At 52.2% G+C, this 17,990-nt stretch carries 17 protein-coding genes; 6 read left to right on the top strand and 11 right to left on the bottom strand.

From position 1 onward, the window contains the following. The first annotated feature begins 238 nt into the window (after nt 1-238). On the top strand, nt 239-1,933 hold the full coding sequence (locus KI379_RS30605) for a CPBP family intramembrane glutamic endopeptidase (RefSeq protein ID WP_212985908.1): 1,695 nt from the start codon (nt 239-241) through the stop codon (nt 1,931-1,933). Here KI379_RS30605 and uvrC read toward each other — a convergent pair. Together uvrC and trxA are read right to left on the bottom strand one after the other, a co-directional pair. Beyond that, a complete protein-coding gene (gene uvrC, locus KI379_RS30600) occupies nt 1,902-3,785 on the bottom strand; it encodes an excinuclease ABC subunit UvrC (protein ID WP_212985907.1) in 1,884 nt (627 codons plus the stop codon). The genes KI379_RS30605 and uvrC overlap by 32 nt on opposite strands. A gap of 251 nt (nt 3,786-4,036) precedes the next feature. Next, nucleotides 4,037-4,354, bottom strand: a complete 318-nt coding sequence (gene trxA / locus KI379_RS30595) for a thioredoxin (protein ID WP_076174051.1) — start codon at nt 4,352-4,354, stop codon at nt 4,037-4,039. Between the two features lie 399 nt (nt 4,355-4,753). On the opposite strand from trxA, the gene KI379_RS30590 reads away from it, so the two are divergent. Then, nucleotides 4,754-4,912 carry a YqzM family protein gene (locus tag KI379_RS30590; protein ID WP_089548459.1) on the top strand — a complete coding sequence of 53 codons (159 nt, stop codon included), beginning with the start codon at nt 4,754-4,756 and terminating at the stop codon, nt 4,910-4,912. Nucleotides 4,913-5,052: 140 nt separating this feature from the next. Here KI379_RS30590 and dnaI read toward each other — a convergent pair whose 3' ends face one another. The 4 genes from dnaI to KI379_RS30570 all read right to left on the bottom strand — a co-directional run bounded on the left by dnaI (nt 5,053) and on the right by KI379_RS30570 (nt 9,679). Then, a complete protein-coding gene (gene dnaI, locus KI379_RS30585; RefSeq protein ID WP_212985906.1) occupies nt 5,053-6,006 on the bottom strand; it encodes a primosomal protein DnaI in 954 nt (317 codons plus the stop codon). A gap of 31 nt (nt 6,007-6,037) precedes the next feature. Further along, on the bottom strand, nt 6,038-7,558 hold the full coding sequence (locus KI379_RS30580) for a helicase DnaB (protein ID WP_212985905.1): 1,521 nt from the start codon (nt 7,556-7,558) through the stop codon (nt 6,038-6,040). 36 nt (nt 7,559-7,594) lie between these two features. Then, on the bottom strand, nt 7,595-9,286 hold the full coding sequence (locus KI379_RS30575; protein ID WP_212985904.1) for an alpha/beta hydrolase family protein: 1,692 nt from the start codon (nt 9,284-9,286) through the stop codon (nt 7,595-7,597). A gap of 96 nt (nt 9,287-9,382) precedes the next feature. Beyond that, complete coding sequence (locus KI379_RS30570) at nt 9,383-9,679, bottom strand: YuiB family protein (RefSeq protein WP_076174042.1); 297 nt, start codon at nt 9,677-9,679, stop codon at nt 9,383-9,385. Between the two features lie 273 nt (nt 9,680-9,952). Here KI379_RS30570 and hemQ point away from each other — a divergent pair, with 273 nt between their 5' ends. Further along, a complete protein-coding gene (gene hemQ / locus KI379_RS30565) occupies nt 9,953-10,702 on the top strand; it encodes a hydrogen peroxide-dependent heme synthase (RefSeq protein WP_076174040.1) in 750 nt (249 codons plus the stop codon). 290 nt (nt 10,703-10,992) lie between these two features. Here hemQ and KI379_RS30560 read toward each other — a convergent pair whose 3' ends face one another. Both KI379_RS30560 and KI379_RS30555 read right to left on the bottom strand, forming a co-directional pair. Beyond that, nucleotides 10,993-11,253: a hypothetical protein gene (locus KI379_RS30560; RefSeq protein ID WP_116234121.1), complete on the bottom strand. Its 261-nt coding sequence runs from the start codon at nt 11,251-11,253 to the stop codon at nt 10,993-10,995. Further along, nucleotides 11,253-12,446: an NAD(P)/FAD-dependent oxidoreductase gene (locus KI379_RS30555; protein WP_076173727.1), complete on the bottom strand. Its 1,194-nt coding sequence runs from the start codon at nt 12,444-12,446 to the stop codon at nt 11,253-11,255. Before KI379_RS30555 ends, KI379_RS30560 begins: the two co-directional genes overlap by 1 nt. Before the next feature lie 428 nt (nt 12,447-12,874). On the opposite strand from KI379_RS30555, the gene KI379_RS30550 reads away from it, so the two are divergent. Then, complete coding sequence (locus KI379_RS30550; RefSeq protein ID WP_076173725.1) at nt 12,875-13,870, top strand: NAD(P)/FAD-dependent oxidoreductase; 996 nt, start codon at nt 12,875-12,877, stop codon at nt 13,868-13,870. A gap of 205 nt (nt 13,871-14,075) precedes the next feature. Here KI379_RS30550 and KI379_RS30545 read toward each other — a convergent pair whose 3' ends face one another. Further along, nucleotides 14,076-14,219: a sporulation histidine kinase inhibitor Sda gene (locus KI379_RS30545; protein WP_089548462.1), complete on the bottom strand. Its 144-nt coding sequence runs from the start codon at nt 14,217-14,219 to the stop codon at nt 14,076-14,078. A gap of 277 nt (nt 14,220-14,496) precedes the next feature. Further along, complete coding sequence (locus KI379_RS30540; protein ID WP_212985903.1) at nt 14,497-15,159, bottom strand: YheC/YheD family protein; 663 nt, start codon at nt 15,157-15,159, stop codon at nt 14,497-14,499. Between the two features lie 195 nt (nt 15,160-15,354). Here KI379_RS30540 and KI379_RS30535 point away from each other — a divergent pair, with 195 nt between their 5' ends. Further along, entirely contained in the window at nt 15,355-15,570 is a 216-nt protein-coding gene (locus KI379_RS30535; protein ID WP_076173723.1) for a hypothetical protein, read from the top strand. An 81-nt stretch (nt 15,571-15,651) separates the two neighbouring features. Here KI379_RS30535 and KI379_RS30530 read toward each other — a convergent pair whose 3' ends face one another. Continuing rightward, on the bottom strand, nt 15,652-16,011 hold the full coding sequence (locus tag KI379_RS30530; protein WP_076173722.1) for a HesB/IscA family protein: 360 nt from the start codon (nt 16,009-16,011) through the stop codon (nt 15,652-15,654). An 817-nt stretch (nt 16,012-16,828) separates the two neighbouring features. Here KI379_RS30530 and mqnE point away from each other — a divergent pair. Continuing rightward, nucleotides 16,829-17,935: an aminofutalosine synthase MqnE gene (mqnE, locus tag KI379_RS30525; protein ID WP_076173721.1), complete on the top strand. Its 1,107-nt coding sequence runs from the start codon at nt 16,829-16,831 to the stop codon at nt 17,933-17,935. Nucleotides 17,936-17,990 lie beyond the last annotated feature (55 nt).

The following is a 17,990-nucleotide window of genomic DNA, read 5'->3' as shown; positions in this document are numbered from 1 at the left end:
TTTATTGTAGGACTTCACAAAGGCCTTTTTCTGATGAATTGGATGGAAAACAGCCTGATTCGCAATGCAGGTGGACACGGCCTGCGGTTATCTTCTCTTTTCGATGGCTTTCCTTGATTTTCATCGTTTTTTCACCACTATTTTCAGGGTATACTGGTTTTGGGCGAATCTTCTATGTTATGTTTACCGTACTGTATTGGGGGGAATGGTATCTTTATCACATTCAAGGGGGGATTTCATGGACCGGTTAAACCAGCCGCTGGAAATCAGGGCCAATTATAAATGGCTGGGCATTTTGGGGGTCATCGGCCTTATTTTATTCTTTTTTGTACAAGTGTTTCCGCAGACGAGCTCGGAGACGCTAGAGGGGCAAACGACCAAGGTCATCAGCAAATCGGAGGCGGAAGCAGCCGCCAAAGCGTTTGCCTCGGACCGGTTGAATATTCAAACAGGCATTGCCGCCGAACCGCTCGTCACGTACCAGTCGGAATCGGACCTTTACGGTTATTTATCCAGAGAGAAGCTTCTTAACGAATATAACAAGAAATACGAACCGAAGTATCCTTATGACGTGTTCCGGGTCCGGCTGCCCGAGTCGAGCGATCAGGGATATGTCAATGTAGACGTACATATGAACACGGGCAAGGTGGTCGGGTTCTCTATCACGCCTCCATACTCCAAGTATGCTGCCGCGATGGCTGAATCGAACGAAACCATGCGCAAGCAGAAACTGAGAATTGTGGAAGGGAACATGACGCTGGAGGATAAAGAGGAAATCGCCTCGTCCTGGCTGCAGAAGCTGGGCTATAACACCGGCTCCCTGAAAGTATCGAGCGGCAAGGATGAGCCCGGATTGATCTATACCGACTTCTCCTCGCACATCGGGGAATCGCAGCTGGAATTCAAGTTTGCCTTTGAGGATGGGGAGCTTCACTCCTTCCTCCCTGGATTTTCGGTCCCATCCGCTCATACGGCTTATGTAGAGAAGCAGACCAAAAGCGCCACGATGCTGACTATGCTGGGATACGGACTGTTTACGATCGTGCTCGGCATTCTCGCCATCATTTACAGTGCACTGACGCGGCGGTACACCTCCTTTGCACGCGGGCTGTTTTTGTCCTTGTTTTATTTTGTTGTCTCATTGCTGACGACTTATAACATGCTGCCAGTGCTGGAAGCGGAAGGCTTCTCCCAGTTCGGGATCATCGCGGCCATGGTCGTTCAGGTGATCCTGAGCATAGCGATGACGGTGCTCCTGTATTTCTCCCTGGTCGGCGGGGACGGACTATGGCGCAAAGCCGGTTACAACGCCTGGGCCCGCGCCAAAGAGCCTGGATACGGGCGTTACGTGCTCCACAGCATGTTCACCGGGTATTTGTGGGCGTTTATCCTGATGGGGGCGCAGTCGGTGATCTATCTCGTCCTGGACCGGACGATCCACAGCTGGTCCACGACGGACGCCTCGCAGTCCCCGTATAACATGCTGTATCCGTGGATGCTGCCGATCATGGCCTGGATGGCCGGCATCTCCGAGGAAGCCGTGTACCGCCTGTTCGGCATACCGATGCTGAAGAAAATCGTAAGAAACACATTTGTCGCCTGCGTCATTCCGACGCTGATTTGGGCCTTCGGCCATACGCTGTACCCGATCTACCCGATATACACCCGGCCGATTGAGCTCCTGTTCATCGGTCTCCTGTTCAGCTTGATCTTCCTGCGTCACGGCTACATCGCGGTCATGTTCGCCCACGTCGTGTTCGACAGCATCCTGATGAGCTTCAGCTTGTTCAGCATGGGGGATCTGACGAACATTTTGGCGGGCGTGGTCACCTGCGTCATGCCGTTTATCGTCGCCTGGGTCATTTACCTGTTTTACGGCAAAAAGAAGGAGAAGCCGTATGCTACGACTCCTCCTCCTGAAGGGCTGCTATAATTTGTCCGGCGAGCTTGTCGCCGATCGAGAGAGGCCGGAAGTCTTCAATCCGGGCCTCTTTTATTTTTTTGAGCGAGCCAAAATGCTTCAGCAGCAGCTTGCGCCGCTTCTCGCCGATGCCCGGGATGGCGTCGAGCTTGGATGCCACCATCGACTTGCCGCGCTGCTCGCGGTGGAAGGTGATGGCGAACCGGTGCACCTCATCCTGGATGCGCTGAAGCAGGTAGAACTCCTGGCTGTCGCGCGGCAGCGAAATCGGCTCGGGCGGATCGCCCACCATCAGCTGCGCGGTCCGGTGCTTGACGTCCTTGACCAGACCGCACACCGGGATGAACAAGCCCAGCTCGTTCTGCAGCACGTCGATCGCAGCGGAAATTTGGCCTTTGCCGCCGTCAACGACAATCAGGTCGGGCAGCTCCAAATTTTCTTTGAGCACGCGCTCATAGCGTCTGCGGACGACCTCCCGCATCGTATCGTAATCGTCTGGTCCCTGAACCGAACGGATTTTGTACTTCCGGTATTCCTTTTTGTCCGGCTTGCCGTCGATAAACACGACCATTGCCGATACCGGATTCGTTCCCTGGATGTTGGAGTTGTCGAACGCCTCGATCCGGTGCAGCGACTCAATGCCGATATACTGGCCGAGGTTCGCGGCGGCCTTGGACGTCCGCTCCTCATCCCGTTCGATCAGGCGGAACTTCTCGTCCAGTGAGACCTTGGCATTCTCTTCCGCCATGGCCACAAGCTGGCGCTTCGTTCCCCGCTGGGGCACCAGCACCTTGATGCCGAGCCATTCCTGCAGGGATGCAGCACCGCCGCCGGCATCGATCGATTCCGCGGCATCCTCTGGCCGGCTGCTGTCTTCCGCCTCTTCCCCTTTTGGCATGTCAGGCAGCAAAATTTCTTTCGGCAGCGCCGGATTGTCGCTGTAATACTGCGTCACGAAGGACATAAAATCACTGTACGCCTCGCCATAGAACGGAAAAACAGATGCGTGGCGCTGGATCATTTTCCCTTGGCGCATATACAGAATCTGCACGCACATCCAGCCTTTATCCACGGCAAAGCCCAATACGTCGCGGTCTTTCGTGTCCGTCGTCGTAATTTTCTGCTTCTCCATGATCGCTTCAATGTTCAGAATCTGGTCGCGCAGTTCCTTCGCCCGTTCAAAATACAGCTCTTCCGCCGCCTCCTGCATCTTGCGCTGGAGCTCCTTCTTAATCTCCTCGTGCCCACCGCTCAGAAATGAAGTAATTTCCTGGGTAATACGGTCATATTCCTCCTGAGGAACTTCCTTCTCGCACGGTGCCAGGCATTGGCCCATATGGTAGTACAGGCATACCTCCTTCGGCATGACCCCGCATTTGCGAAGCGGGTACATCCGGTCCAGCAGCTTTTTCGTCTGCTGGGCAGCGTAAGCATTCGGATAAGGGCCGAAATATTTGGCCTTGTCCTTGAGCACGCGGCGGGTCACCTCAAGGCGGGGATGCGGCTCGTTGGTAATTTTAATATAAGGAAACGTCTTATCGTCCTTGAGCAGGACGTTATATCGCGGCTGATGCGTTTTGATCAGATTACATTCAAGAATGAGTGCTTCAATGTTGCTTCCGGTCACGATATATTCAAAATCCCGGATATCCGCCACCAGGCGCTGCGTCTTGCCGTCATGGCTGCCGGTAAAATAGGAGCGGACCCGGTTCTTCAGCACCTTGGCTTTACCTACATAAATAATCTTGCCATCGGCATTCTTCATTAAATAACAACCGGGCAGATCGGGCAGCAAAGCCAGCTTGTTGCGGATCTTCTCCAGTGCTTTTTCCTGTTCCTGTAATTGCTTTGCAAAATCGTCCATGCCGTATCGGCTCACCTCCCGGTACTTATATTATAGGAGAAAACGGCTGAATACAGCAATATAACCCGGCAAAAGTCGGGGTTTCGTCAAGATAGCCTATTCGGTTACCTTCGGGTCATTCCAGCGCTGCATATAAATATGCAAAAAATCCCGACAACCTATTTTCGGCCATCTGCCAGGGATCCGTACCTACATACGAATAAAGCGCCCCCGGAATCATCCGGAGGCGCCTGTCATCGGCCATGCACCAATTATTGGTGTTTAGCGATGATGTTTTTCAGGTTTTCTTTGGAGTTCAGGCCGACCACTTTATCAACCGGTTGACCGTCCTTGAAGAAAATCAAAGTCGGGATGCTCATCACGCCGAAACGGGACGCCGTTTCCGGGTTGTCATCCACGTTCAGTTTGGCAATTTTCACGGAGTCTCCGAGCTCGTTAGCCAGGTCTTCCAGAATCGGAGCGATCATTTTGCAAGGACCGCACCATGGTGCCCAAAAATCTACCAGAACCGTACCTTGACCTTCGATTTCAGCGTTAAAGGATTGGTCGGATACATTCACAATTGCCATAATAGGTTTCCTCCTTATAAGAAAAAAATTCGGTGTATTCTGCTTCACAGAAGACAGACCATGTTTAGCGGCTGTACGCAGGAGACGAAAAAACGGCCATGCGGCTTGGTATCCCCCGTAATCGCAAGAGCGCAAATGGACGTCTAAACTGATATGTCTTTGTGGACAGTTTAAGTATAACACATTCCGTCAAGAAATGTGAAACCCTTAATTACAGATTAAACGAAATTCGGGCCCCTAAACCGCTCAGCCACCCTTTCCTGCCCCTATAAGTATTCACCATATATTCTTTACAAATTCTTTGAAGTTTGGGTATACTAATGTTAACTCGGGTTTCTCTGTTCATGAGAAGGCTCATTGACATCAGGCTGAAACCATGATGAGGAGGCATTTGTTCAAATGGATGCAAACGTGCACGCTAACGATCCGCGGAAACACGTGAACGAAGAGCCGCGCAATGATTTAATGGATCTGATGAATGGCTTTGGCGGAATGGCGCTGTTTATGACCGTTCTGTTTGCAGTCATGGTGATCATTAAATTTGTTATTTCCGGCTAATTAGCCCCATAGGGCTTACAAGAAAACCTGGCTTCGCCTGTCTTTTGGACAGGTTGGCCAGGTTTTTTTGGCTTATAAACAGTGAATTTGGTAATGATGCAAAATGCCGCTTGGCCCAGGTCCTGTTGAAATGGCCCTTATCACTGTCTGCGGCGCTGATTCTCCCCGTGCAAATGCACGACATCGACGAACGGCGCGATGCGGTCCATCAGCCGCTGACCCTTATGCCCTTCTTCGCCATCTTTGTTCGTGAAGCTCAGATGCCTTTCCAGGCCGTCCAGAGCATAATTCGACGTATAGAAGGTCGGCTTGCGGTTCATCCGGTAATTCAGGATGGAGCCCAACACGTGGTCGCGTACCCAGGGACTCAAATTTTCGGCGCCGATATCGTCAAAAATGAGCAGATCGCACGCCTTCATCAGCTCCACGGTCTCCTTCAGCTTCACGTTATCGCTAAGCATTCCCTTCAGATCCTCCACAAAATCAGGCATGTACACGATAACCCCGGTATGACCGGTAATCGCCAGCTCATGGAGGAGATAGCTCATCAGAAACGTTTTGCCGGTCCCGAACGATCCGTACAGATACAGTCCCTTGTTCGGCAGACCGTTCTCGCGTACGTCCCGGATATACCGGAATACCTGGTTCACCGCCGGAGCCCGGTTCCGGTCCTTGCCCATAATCTCGACCTCGTTATATCCTTCGCTTAATGCACGCTCGTCCACGTAAAAGCTGCGGATCCGCTTCTTGATCAGGTCCTCTTGCTGCTTGGCCGTCTGCAGGGTGCAGGGAACCTTGCGTTCCACCAGTTCCGTAATCCCGTTGACGACCTCCACCTCCAGCTTGCTGTAATGACCCTGAAAATCGTTCGGGCACCGATCGAGCCCCGGGCAGCGGTCACAGTGCCGCCGGTCGGTTGCAAACTGGTACAGCCGGGTCACGTTCATCCGCAGCAGCGATTCTTCCAGCTCCGGATGCTCCTTCCGCAGCTCCCGTACCGCCGGATCCCTCAGCAGTTCGTCCGCGATCTCCTGCGACCGCTGTATAAAGGAAGGCCCTCTCATCTGCTTCAGCAGCTGCCCCAAAGAATCCATGCCGGTTGTCCTCCCCTCTCTTCAGGCGGTTCTATATGCCGCCCTTTTTCTTGCTTGCCTGCATTTCAGCTGCCATACGCAGCATTTCCTCAAACTCTTCCTCGCTGACATCGCCGCCCTGCCCGTCTTCCTGGGCCAGTGGGATATCCGGCTTCATCTTCACCGTTTTGCCGCCGTATGTACGGGTTCTTGCGCCGCCGGCTGCTGCGGCCTGCTTTCCTTTGACCTTGGACTGGTCGCGGATGTACTCCACGGCTTTCTCATAGGAGTTGACCTGCTTCAGCAGCATGTTGGAGGCGATGGCCTCGACAAAATTGCGGTTGATCCGCTGGTCGTTCCCGCCTTCGGTCAATAGGGACATCAAGTAGTGGATCAGCACATTGATGACTTCACCCGGCAGCTTGTAGCTGAGGTCGATCTTCTCGAATATATCGATAAAATTGTCCGGCACCGAGCCCGGAAAATAAGTTCTGAGCAGCTTCGTATACGGCTCATTCCGAAGCATCATATTATACTGGTGAATGTCGCATTTGGATTGGAACTGAACCGGAACGTCGACGTAATATTCCATCTGCACGGCATGCTCCAGCGGAGCCTGCTCTTCTTCCGTTTCCGCCTGCCGGAAGGAAATGACCTTTCCTGCATACACGTCCCGCTGTTCCTGGCGCCGCTTGTCCTGGCGGAACTGCAGGCTGGCCTTATGCTGGAACTCGTCGAGCAGAATGTCGCCGTCGGGCCCAAAGATGCCGTCCTCATCGAGCAGGCGGCAAATGTCCTGGACGCTAAGATCGTATTTGCGTCCGACAAAATTGATGACGCCCATCTGCTCATGGTTGAAGCGCAGCCCTTCCACATGCCGGCGGTTGGCGGAATCCCGCGGGAAGCGCAGGATGATATCGGAATAATTCAGCGCCCCTTCCTCATCGAGAACCCGAAGTCCAGGCTGTCTTGACGTGGATACCTCAGACAACGCCTGTTCCAGCTCGTAATCGATCACATGGGTGTTCAGTTCAAAAATATCGTAAAAGGCCAATGAAATATTTTCTTTATGGACGGACGATGATCCGGCATACTCTTCCGGTTCCTTCGACCACAGCTCCTCGCGCAGCGACAGGACGGCAAATTTGCCGATCTTATCGCGCAGCAGCAGCGTCAAATGCTGTGTATTAAAGAACTCCGTCGGCGAGAGTGGAGCCTGGAGCTCGTATTCGTACATGTAATCTTCCTGCTCGGGCACGTAAATCCGGCAGGATTGCAGCAGCCCCACCGCTTCCAGACGGGAAGCCTGCTCAATCAGATATTTGCGTCCCTTCTCGCTCGGCTCAAGCCCAAGCGACAGGAAAATGCGCCGCTGCTGTTCAACCCGGGAGTAGCCCAGCTTCTCTGCCGGGATATGCTGAAACAGCAGGTGGTATAAGCTGATGGCAAATGCCCCGACCATGGGCTGGTATACGGAGCTGAGCATTCGGTTGTCCAGGCTGCTTAAACCAAAATCACGGAACACGCAGTACCGGTGGTTTTCGGTAAAATGCAGCAGGCTCTTCATATGCATAATCTATGCTCCCTCCCATCGATTCGTAGACTTTCTCTATTCTATCACAAAAGGGTCCGCTTCTTCTCCGTTTTTCGACAAGTCTTTCATCCCCAAATGAATCCAGTTTGCGACATCGGTGATGACCTCCTCAGGCACATTGCCGGGCAGCTTGTACTCCTCGCCGGTCGAGTTCTTACTATAATATATATACATATGATTAAGTCCCGGATATGACTTAAAGGCTACGTCTTTTCGTTGGCTCAGCGCACTTCTCCACACCTTAAGGCTCGGCGGAGGGACCTGCACGTCATTTTCCCCCTGGAGGATGTACATCGGGACGTTCTGATCTCTGGCGAGAAGCGGCCCGCTGTAGTTTCTGAAATCGAACCACCAATACGCGTTCGGCAGCGGAAAATGTTCCGGCAGATGCTCCTTCGAATAACCGGGGTCCTTCAGCAGCGCGACGGCTTTTTCCCATGTGTCCACCTGCTTTTGCAGACGGGCCAGCTTCTCATCCGAAGCTCCATCTTCTTCCGCCCGCCCTAATATTCCCCGGTACTGCATCAGCATCAGGTCCTCCAGCGGTCCGGATGGGGCGGACATCACGACCGCGCCGGCGATATGCTTGCCCGTATCCGAAGCGATGATGCGCGGGACAAGCATCCCGCCTTGGCTGTGGCCGAGCACATAAATCTGCTGCGGATCGATCCTTGGATCGGCGGCCAGCAGGGCAGCAGCGCTGACGGCATCGTCAACCGTCTCCTCTTGGACGGTAAAGGACGGGGTGGCGGAACGAAGCGGGTATTCCCGCGTCCGCTTTTCGTAGCGGAGCACCGCAATCCCTTCGCCGGCCAGCCCCACCGCCAGGTCCCTGAACAGCTTGCCCCCGCCGGAAGACTCGTCCCGGTCATTGGGGCCGGAGCCGTGAACGAGCACAAGCGCGGGAACCTTCTCCTGAACGTTCCGGGGGAGCGTCAGCGTGCCTGGAAGGAGCAGAGGGCTCTGGCCGACCTGCACTTCTTCCTCCGTGTACTTTTCCGGGTGGTCATAGGCGGGTGCCCGATAGCTGCTGGTCACATTTTCGATCCAGGCGATATCGTTCAGCAGCCCCTCCGGGCTGAACCGGAGCTCCATGCCGAACGTCTCTCCTTTTGGCGTCTGGTAGACCAGACGGGCGTTGCTGCGTACGGAATCCGTATAGGCTTCGGCATGCAGCAGGCTCCAGTCGAGGCCGTACAGCTTTTCCAGCCGTTCTTCGTACTTGGGAAGCGACGAAGGCGGATAAGCAGCCGATAAGGACGCATCCATCATCCGTCCTGCCTCTTCCCATTTCCCATGGCGCAGCAGGGTCATCCAGTAGATCGCCCGCCCCTTCCAGTCATCCGGATCGAGGGACCAGCGATGGTCCGCCCAAGTTCCCCGGATGCCCAAAGCCCCGGTAAACGATTGGAGCGGCACGAGCAGCGCTCCTCCTCCGTCCGTCACCGCGGTACGCGCAAGTTCATACGGCGCTTGGTCCAATAAGGACTGCTTGCTGCCGGGCGTGATTTTCCAGCGGGTTTTGCCGAGCGAGACCTGAACCCGCTTGTCCGTCCCGTCCCACAGCACCTTGGCGCCCAGCGCCTCGGCCGCAATCCGGAGCGGGATCATAGTCTGCTCTCCCGCGGACGCCGCCATCGCGTTTGGTAACGAAGCTCCCGCCATCAGCCCGCCGGCAAGCACCAGACCCAATGCTTTTCTCCACATCCATCCGTCCCCCCATCATTCAACCCTTCAGCGCCGGGATAGCGCAAAACAGCCCCCCGGGTGGAGAGCTGTTTCGAAATCGGCCGATTTGCCGGCCTAGAACATTTTAAATCCGCTTCTGCGAAGCTTCTGGATGGACCAGCCGCTGATGACCGCGCCTGCCAATCCGGCTACTCCCGTTAAATAGTCAACTACGCGAAAAGACTCCAAGTGACTGAGCAGCGACATTTGGCTGCGGTCCCATAAAGAGTATACGACCACCGGTAAAATAACGATGACAAACAAATAGCAGGGGAACCAGGTCGTTTTCATTAACATATTCAAAATAAAGCCGATGCCGAACATCATGACAAAAAATAACACCATCAGCACGAGAACGGGTATAAATTGCATCTCAGCCAAGTCACCTCTTCTTTTCTATCGCCCCGCTAAAACGGATACAAACAGGCCGTTCACAGTCTTGCCAAGTTTTGTGGACTAGTAGTTAGTTTACTAAAAAAACGGTCACGAATCAACGAACAATCGGTGAATAGATTGTGACTTCATTTGCTCTTGCGCTTGCGGTTGAGCTACAATGAAGAAAAACGTCAACGACCCTGATACTCGGGTCCAGCAAGCAACCTTGGGATCCGCTTACAGGCAACTATTTATAGGAGTGATTCATAGATGAATGAAGCAGCATCAACTCTGGAGGGCTGGTACGCTCTCCACGATTTCCGTTCCATGAACTGGGCGGCATGGAAGGCCGCCGACGACGAGGACCGCGCCATGGCGCTGGACGAGCTCCAGGCGTTCCTGAACGAATGGTCCGAGGTGGAATCCAGCAAGCAGGGCAGCACAGCAGTGTACAGCATCATCGGACAGAAGGCCGATTTTGTGTTCATGCACCTGCGCGAAACGCTCGAAGATCTGAACGCCATCGAGACTGCGTTTAACAAAACGCTGTTTGCGCAATATACGACGAAGTCCTATTCCTACGTCAGCGTCGTCGAGCTCAGCAACTATCTCGCCGGTTCCGGTGAAGGCGACCCGATGGAAAATCCGCATGTCGTCGCCCGCCTGAAGCCGATCCTGCCGAAGACGAAATACATCTGCTTCTATCCAATGAACAAAAAGCGCGATCAGGCCGATAACTGGTACATGCTTGACATGGATGACCGCCGCAACATGATGCGCAGCCACGGGCTGATCGGCCGCAGCTATGCAGGCAAAGTGAAGCAGATCATTACTGGCTCCATCGGATTCGACGATTGGGAATGGGGAGTTACTCTGTTCGCAGAGGACGCGCTTCAATTTAAGAAGCTGGTCTATGAAATGCGCTTTGATGAAGTCAGCGCCCGCTATGCCGAATTCGGCGGCTTCTTCGTCGGAGCGATTCTGACGCCGGAATCTTTTGAAGACATGCTGAAAATTTAAAATACTTTCATATATAAGAAAAACGTCTATCGACGTACCTTCAAAGAAGACAGACCGCGTCTAGAGGAAGTTTTTCTTGCGAGATCAGGAACCAGAAGCTCCGAAACTTATACTTTTCTGATCTCTTAAAAAAAACGTCTATCGACGTACCTTCAAAGAAGACAGACCGCGTCTAAAGGAAGTTTTTCTTGCGAGATCAGGAACCAGAAGCTCCGAAACTTATACTTTTCTGATCTCTTAAAAAAAGGTTTGCCCCGAGTAAATTCAGGGCAAACCTTTTTGCTAATTCCTTAATCCTCTTCCTGTTGTTCATCCTGCTGCGATTTCATTGACTCCAAAAATTCGGCGGTCGCGCGATCGCGGTCCCTTCCCTTTTCCTTTAACCTTTCAATGGCAGGCAGGATGAGGATGTCCACTTCCTTTTGGACCGTGTACGACAGATCGTACCGGTTCTGGTCCTCAAGGAAGGATCCCACTTCCATCAAGGCGTTATAACGGTCCAGTTCGTCCCGGGTCAACAATGCGCGGACTTGAACACTGCAGTGCCTCATTACAGGAATTTTCCTTTCTTCAATACCAGCGGAATGCCGCCGATAATAAATAGGTAGCGCATATCCACGATCTTCTTCAATTGAGCTGCCCGCCAGCCCTTTATATGCTTGTCGCCTACTACAGCGATACCTTCGCCTTTACCCAGGGAAGCGACGGTGCCCTTGTTGCTGAATTCGAACTTTTTCGGCTGCTGGCCTCGGATTGCCGTGACGATGTTATGAGCGCAGCACACGCCCTGCTGCATCGCAATCTGCGCCGTCGGCGGATATGGACGCCCTTCCGGATTCATAATCAGGGCGTTGTCCCCGATGACATAGATGTGGTCGCTTCCAGGCGCCCGCAAGTACTCGTCAACCTTCACCCGGCCTCTTGCCGTTTCAAAGCCGGCCGCTTCAATCATATGGTTGCCGCGGATTCCTCCGGTCCACACCACCGTAGCCGCCTTGATCTCTTCACCGGTCGCAAGCACTACGCCGTCCGGCTTGCATTCTTTGATGGCCACGCCGATTTTGAAGGTTACGCCTTTCTTGCGGAGCACCTCCATGGCATACTCCACGAGCTCCGGAGCAAAACCCGGCAGCGCCGTAGGCGCCGCCTCCACATTGTAGACATTCACAAGATTCGGATCGACATCGTATTCCTTGCACAGTGCCGGTATGCGGTCGGCCAGCTCGGCAACAAACTCAATGCCGCTGAAGCCCGCTCCCCCGACGACAAAATTGATTCTTTCCTGCGGACTGCGTTCATTTTTATACAGCGCGAACTGGTACTCGATATGCTTGCGGATCAGCCGCACCGAGTTGATGCTGCGGATCGTCATCGCATATTCGGCCATCCCCGGAATGCCGAAGGTTTCGGATTCCCCGCCGAGGGCAATGACCAGGAAATCGTAGGAGAGCGTCCCGTCCTCCAGGATGACCTTCTTCTCATGCGGACGGATTTCCTGAACGGAGGATTTGACCAGATCGATCTTGAATTCGTCAATCAGCTTCGAAATCGGTACCCGTGTATTCTCGACGCTGTCCGTACCGGCAGCGGGCATATGCAAATGGGTCGTAATATAGTGGTAATCGTGACGGTTAACAAGCGTTACGTCCGCTTCATTATAATTCAATTCCTTTTGAAGGCGCTGTGCTGTCAGGATGCCGCCGTAACCCGCACCAAGGATTACTATCTTGGGAATGTTGCTCATCATCTTGCTCCTTCCAAAATGTCGGTCTCTATATATATTTGTGAACCATTACAAATGTTATTGTGAAATATTACACATTAGTTTGAACTTCAATGAATCTTTTTATCACAGGCAGCCTGTGTAAGAAAAAAAACAGCGGGAATACTACCAAAACCTGCCCGCACATAACTAAAATGATAGCCACTTTCCCATAAAAGATCAAGTATTATTTGGCCTTCCATGAGAGCATCCATGCTGTTTTCATTTTCCTTTTCATTCCAGTTTTCAGTTAAGTTTATTCTCTTATCTAAACGGAGAATTTGCAAAATAGGATGTAAACTTTTCAGCCGAAGCCCGGATGTATTATAATGAGATGGAATTTGAAGAATATACAGCGTGCTTAATTCCGCTAGCGTTCTTATTTATATTTGTTGGAGGTGCTTACACTAATGACATCGCAGCCGGCTGACATAACCGACCTGCTCATTATCGGAGGAGGTCCTGCAGGCATGTTCGCTTCTTTCTATTGCGGGATGCGCCAGGCATCAGTCACACTCATTGAAAGTATGCCCCAGCTTGGCGGGCAGCTTGCAGCCTTATATCCCGAGAAATACATTTATGACGTGGCCGGATTCCCTAAAGTAACGGCACAGGAGCTGGTCGACAATCTGCAAAAGCAGATGGACCTGTTCCAGCCGAACGTACGCCTGGAGGAAAAGGTTACTTCCCTCGTTAAGCAGGACGAACGCCATTTTGTGGTGACGACCGATAAAGGCGAATACCACTCCAAAGCCGTCATCATTACGGCCGGGGTCGGAGCCTTTGAACCCCGTAGACTGGAGCTTGAAGACGCTAGGAAATTTGAGAAAACGAATTTGCACTACTTTGTGAATGACTTAAACCGCTTCAAGGGGAAAAAGGTGCTGATCAGCGGCGGCGGAGACTCCGCGGTAGACTGGGCGCTCATGCTGGAACCGATCGCCGAGCAGGTCACGCTGATTCACCGCCGCGACAAATTCCGTGCGCATGAGCACAGCGTCGAGAATTTGATGGCTTCCAAGGTTCAGGTCGTGACGCCGACGGAAATCACCGCCCTGCACGGGGAAGACACGATTACCAAGGTGACCTTGTCCCATGTGAAGACCAAAGAAACGCAGGAGATCGAAGTCGACGACGTCATCGTGAACTTTGGCTTCGTATCTTCCCTTGGCCCGATCTCCGATTGGGGCATTCAGATCGAGAGCAACTCCATCGTGGTGGATTCCCGCATGGAGACGAACATTCCCGGCGTCTTCGCCGCCGGAGACATCACCACGTATCCGGGCAAACTGAAGCTTATCGCCGTAGGATTCGGCGAGGCGCCGACCGCGGTCAACAACGCGAAGGTATACATTGATCCGGAAGCTAAGCTGTCTCCCGGCCACAGCAGCAATATGAAACTCTAGCCCGAAGTACCGCGCAAATTGGGCACGAAAAAAAGGGTATCCTGATCTGATCGTCATGAAGTCATGATTCAGATAGGATACCCTCATTTTGTTGCGGTGCTGCTAATCTGGAAAATAGATGTTACACCTCCACACCTTCCATAACTTCCACGTCATATGCAGCTTATAATACAACAGCATTTGTGGATGTGTACCGGGATGTGTCCTAATGAACTAAACTCTCTGATGAAGTCTCTAGATTCCTCTTGTGGATTTCGGCCAGGAGTAAAGCGATGAAATCATGATCCAGCATGAGTTCCACGGCCATATGATAAGAATCGAGCAGCAATTCATCCGACAACATAGCCATTATCTTCACATCCTTTCCTTAATTTTCCTCAAAACTATCATATCAAACTTCACATAAGAGAACAAGCGTTCGCTTTATCCACAACCTGTTGTGGAAATCCTGTGTATAATTTGTTAGCAAGTGTCGGAATACCAATAAAATTGCAGTGGATTTTGGGGATAAACGTTATACACAGGTGCTGTGCATACGACCCGGCTTCAAAAAATTTTTTCCAGTTTCATAGTCTTATATAATGATATTACCCCGCCTATAATCTCCTAAACATTGCCAGTTTGATTTATTGAGGGCGCGTATTTACTTCAAAAATCCAAATTCTCCCGCTATTGTCCAGACCGTAGTCAAAGCCGAGCTCGCCGATGCCGGGAAAACGCCGCTCCAGAATTGCTGTACAGCGCCGGGTAAGGGAACGCATCTCTTTAAGCTTTGCTTTGGAAGAGATCTGCGGCAGGGAACGGCTCAGGCCAACGCGGCCTTTCAGCAAATAACCGCCCTTGCACAGATTGGTTACGAATAGTCCGCTGCGCGCGACCCGTCCCACCATTGCGGTAATAACCCAACGATCGTCCACTTTGACGTATTTAACACGGTAATCGATCGGACGCCCATCGACCTGGGCCAATTTAATCCCCTGCTGAATTAAATAGGTCCTTCTCACCTTCAGCTTCCGAAAACCGCTATACATGCCGGAGAAGCTGTCAAAATAATAGGTTTGAGAGAAGCGGGTTATACTATAACCGCTGCCGGTACGGGATATTTTCATGACACCGTAACCGCCTCCGCCGACGACCGGTTTTACGACGACAAAGTCATACATCCCCAGCATTTGCTGGAGATTCTCCCGGCTCATAGACCGGGTCTGCGGAATATATGGGGCAACATCCGGATCCGTCAGCAGCGCTTCGGTCTTCAGCCATTTGCTTGCCAGCTGTCTTCCCCCCATGTTGTCGCCTCCTTTCTATGCTCCTATGTTATTAACATACTCGTATCTACAGGTTCCCTCCTGTATGTTTGTGCATAGAAAAGGATAAACGCGTAAAAAACGGGGGATAGCGGAGCCTTGGCGTGCCTGTCTAAATCGGATATAATGAAATGAAGTGTGTAAATTTGGAATATCCTGCGAAGGAGGATAACAGCTGTGGCTCAATTTTTCGGGGTATTATACTGGGTCGGCATGATCGGCATGTCCCTTGCTCTGGTCGTGACAACCGTTTTAATCTTTGCTTTGGGCTTTAAATTTCTGAAAGACAGACGCAAAGGGCTCGGCACCTGCTGCATCGCTTTTTCAATCGTGGCGGCGGCCATGCTCGTCATGATGGTGAACAAAACGTTTATCGTTCCCGGGCTCTCCTAACGAACAAAAAAAGGCTCACAACCTGCTTCTGTACGAAGCGGGTGTGAGCCTTTTGTCTTATTCATCCGCAGTGTGTGCCCGTTAGCACTCCTCAGGAGCCGGTTTGCCTGCATCGAGCGCTGTACGGAACGAAGCGCCGCATCCACAGGTCGCCGTAGCGTTCGGATTGTTCATAGTGAATCCGCCGCTCATGCCGGACTCCTCAAAGTCGATTTCCAGCCCGTCAATCAGGCGGAGGCTTTCTTTATCCACGACCACCTTCAGGTCGTTAACGTCCATGTATACATCATCTTCGGTTTCGGCATCGTCGAAGCCCATGGCGTAAGAAAATCCGCTGCATCCGCCGGCCTGTACCCCAAGACGGAGGAACATCCCTGGAATTTCCTGTTCGGCGAGCATTTCTTTCAGCTTATCGGAAGCGGAATCGCTAATGTTGATCATAGGTAACCCTCCTTGGTTAACTGATGTGAATTTATTCATTGCAGGGCTTCAGCAGCGCACCTGAAAGGCGGCCGAGCAAAAGTCCCGCTCTGTGAGTACATTGCACTTACCTTTAGTATACTCCACAACGTTGTTCCCCTCAAGAGAGGTTCCGCCCGGCAGCAGCCCCTCCATTCCCATGATGTACCAGAAGGGCAGTCGGAATGCCGTATTCGCGCCTCCAAAAGGTATAATCAGGCTTCATCCGGAGGATTTATATCACATTTGCTCCCTTCGCAGGATTCTTAAAGATGGTATGATTTCCGGATCTTCGCATGCCGATTCTGTATAACTGTATTGCGGACCCCGGATAGGCGGTTTATAATAGGTGGGTAATGAGGGAGCAAGTGTCGGTAATTTGTCATGGAAAAGACAACGGTCTGTCACTCTGGGTTGTAACTTTTTTCACATAAAAAAAGTCTATCGATTCATTACAGAAGACAGGCCGCGCTTGGCGGATGTTTGTCTTGCGATTATAGAATTCTTCGGCTTCGTTGAAAAATGTATACATTCTATAATCTAAAAAAGGCGGCCCCCTACTTTTTCTTTACCGGCCAAAAGCCTCTCCGGAGTGCTTACCAAAGCGTCTGGCCTTACGGCTTGGATGATCCGCTGAATACATATCCTCTGCGGTACATGGAAGACGCTGACCGATAAAATTGGCAAATCGACTGGACGGGTTGAACGCCGGACTCCTTCCAGGCGCTGCGGGTTGACTCTTGCGTCCTGCAAAGGGCGTGTCTTCCGCACGACCAAAATGCGAACAGGAGGAATGGAAATGTCCACTATTGTAACATCGAACACCGAAAGACGCATGCAGGAAATCATCGAGAAGGTCCGCCAGGGTGAGCGGCTGAACCTTGAGGATGGAGTATTTCTGTATGAAACCGATGATCTGCTGACGCTGGGGCAGCTGGCGAACGAAGCCAACCTGCGCAAGAACGGCAAAAAAGTATATTTCATCGAAAACATGAGCCTGTACTTTACCAATGTCTGCGAGGCGCACTGCGCGTTCTGCAACTTCCGCAAAGACCTTGGTGATGAAGGCTCCTATACGTATTCCGGTCCTGAAATGGTCGAATACATTGAGCAGCACATTCATCCGGGCGTCCGGGAATTCCATATCGTTGGCGGACATAACCCGCACGTGCCTTTCCAATACTATGTGGATTCCCTGCAGGCGCTGACCGACCGCTTCCCGGACGTAACGCTTAAAGCCTATACAGCGGCCGAAATCGACTTCTTCACCCGCATCAGCGGCCTCAGCATCAAGGAAGTGCTGCAGGAGCTGCAAAAAGCGGGACTGAAATCGCTGACCGGCGGCGGTGCGGAAATTTTGTCCGACCAATACCGCAAAAAAATGCGGGTGGAAAAGGCTAACGTCGAGCAATACCTCGAGGTGCACCGGACGGCGCATAACCTGGGCATGAAGACGCATACTACCATGCTGTACGGATCGATCGAGTCCCATGAAGACCGGATCCGCCACATGATGCAGATTCGCGACCTTCAGGACGAAACGAACGGATTTATGGTATTTATTCCTCTTTCCATGCAGCCAAGAAATAAAAATGCCGGCATCATGCGCCGTAACTCCGCCTACGAGGATCTGAAGACCATTGCCATCAGCCGTCTGATGCTGGACAACATCGACCACGTGAAGGCTTACTTCATTAATATCGGGCCGCAGCTGACCCAGGTTGCGCTGAGCTTCGGCGCTTCCGACGTCCATGGCACCATCCTTAAGGAACGTATCAGCCACGCCGCAGGCGCGCTCACTCCGGAAGGCCTCACCCGCGATGAGCTGATCTGGCTAGTCAAAGGCGCAGGACGCATTCCTGTGGAACGCGACACGTTTTATAATGAAATAAAAGTTTATGAATAAGTAAGAGGAATTTTATACCTTTCCTCAAACCCGACGTATGAGAAAGGAAAGACGG

Origin of the sequence: Paenibacillus cineris (assembly GCF_018333335.1) — a bacterium.
In the GTDB taxonomy this organism is placed as follows: Bacteria; Bacillota; Bacilli; order Paenibacillales; family Paenibacillaceae; genus Paenibacillus_AQ; species Paenibacillus_AQ favisporus.
Note: the sequence above shows the minus strand (reverse complement) of the source record. Positions and strands in the feature narration are given on the sequence as shown.

Coding starts and splice junctions, on each gene's coding strand:
- KI379_RS30605 (WP_212985908.1), top strand. CDS start 239: ATGGACCGGTTAAACCAGCCGCTGGAAATCAGGGCCAATTATAAATGG.
- uvrC (WP_212985907.1), bottom strand. CDS start 3,785: ATGGACGATTTTGCAAAGCAATTACAGGAACAGGAAAAAGCACTGGAG.
- trxA (WP_076174051.1), bottom strand. CDS start 4,354: ATGGCAATTGTGAATGTATCCGACCAATCCTTTAACGCTGAAATCGAA.
- KI379_RS30590 (WP_089548459.1), top strand. CDS start 4,754: ATGGATGCAAACGTGCACGCTAACGATCCGCGGAAACACGTGAACGAA.
- dnaI (WP_212985906.1), bottom strand. CDS start 6,006: ATGGATTCTTTGGGGCAGCTGCTGAAGCAGATGAGAGGGCCTTCCTTT.
- KI379_RS30580 (WP_212985905.1), bottom strand. CDS start 7,558: ATGCATATGAAGAGCCTGCTGCATTTTACCGAAAACCACCGGTACTGC.
- KI379_RS30575 (WP_212985904.1), bottom strand. CDS start 9,286: ATGTGGAGAAAAGCATTGGGTCTGGTGCTTGCCGGCGGGCTGATGGCG.
- KI379_RS30570 (WP_076174042.1), bottom strand. CDS start 9,679: ATGCAATTTATACCCGTTCTCGTGCTGATGGTGTTATTTTTTGTCATG.
- hemQ (WP_076174040.1), top strand. CDS start 9,953: ATGAATGAAGCAGCATCAACTCTGGAGGGCTGGTACGCTCTCCACGAT.
- KI379_RS30560 (WP_116234121.1), bottom strand. CDS start 11,253: ATGAGGCACTGCAGTGTTCAAGTCCGCGCATTGTTGACCCGGGACGAA.
- KI379_RS30555 (WP_076173727.1), bottom strand. CDS start 12,446: ATGAGCAACATTCCCAAGATAGTAATCCTTGGTGCGGGTTACGGCGGC.
- KI379_RS30550 (WP_076173725.1), top strand. CDS start 12,875: ATGACATCGCAGCCGGCTGACATAACCGACCTGCTCATTATCGGAGGA.
- KI379_RS30545 (WP_089548462.1), bottom strand. CDS start 14,219: ATGGCTATGTTGTCGGATGAATTGCTGCTCGATTCTTATCATATGGCC.
- KI379_RS30540 (WP_212985903.1), bottom strand. CDS start 15,159: ATGGGGGGAAGACAGCTGGCAAGCAAATGGCTGAAGACCGAAGCGCTG.
- KI379_RS30530 (WP_076173722.1), bottom strand. CDS start 16,011: ATGATCAACATTAGCGATTCCGCTTCCGATAAGCTGAAAGAAATGCTC.
- mqnE (WP_076173721.1), top strand. CDS start 16,829: ATGTCCACTATTGTAACATCGAACACCGAAAGACGCATGCAGGAAATC.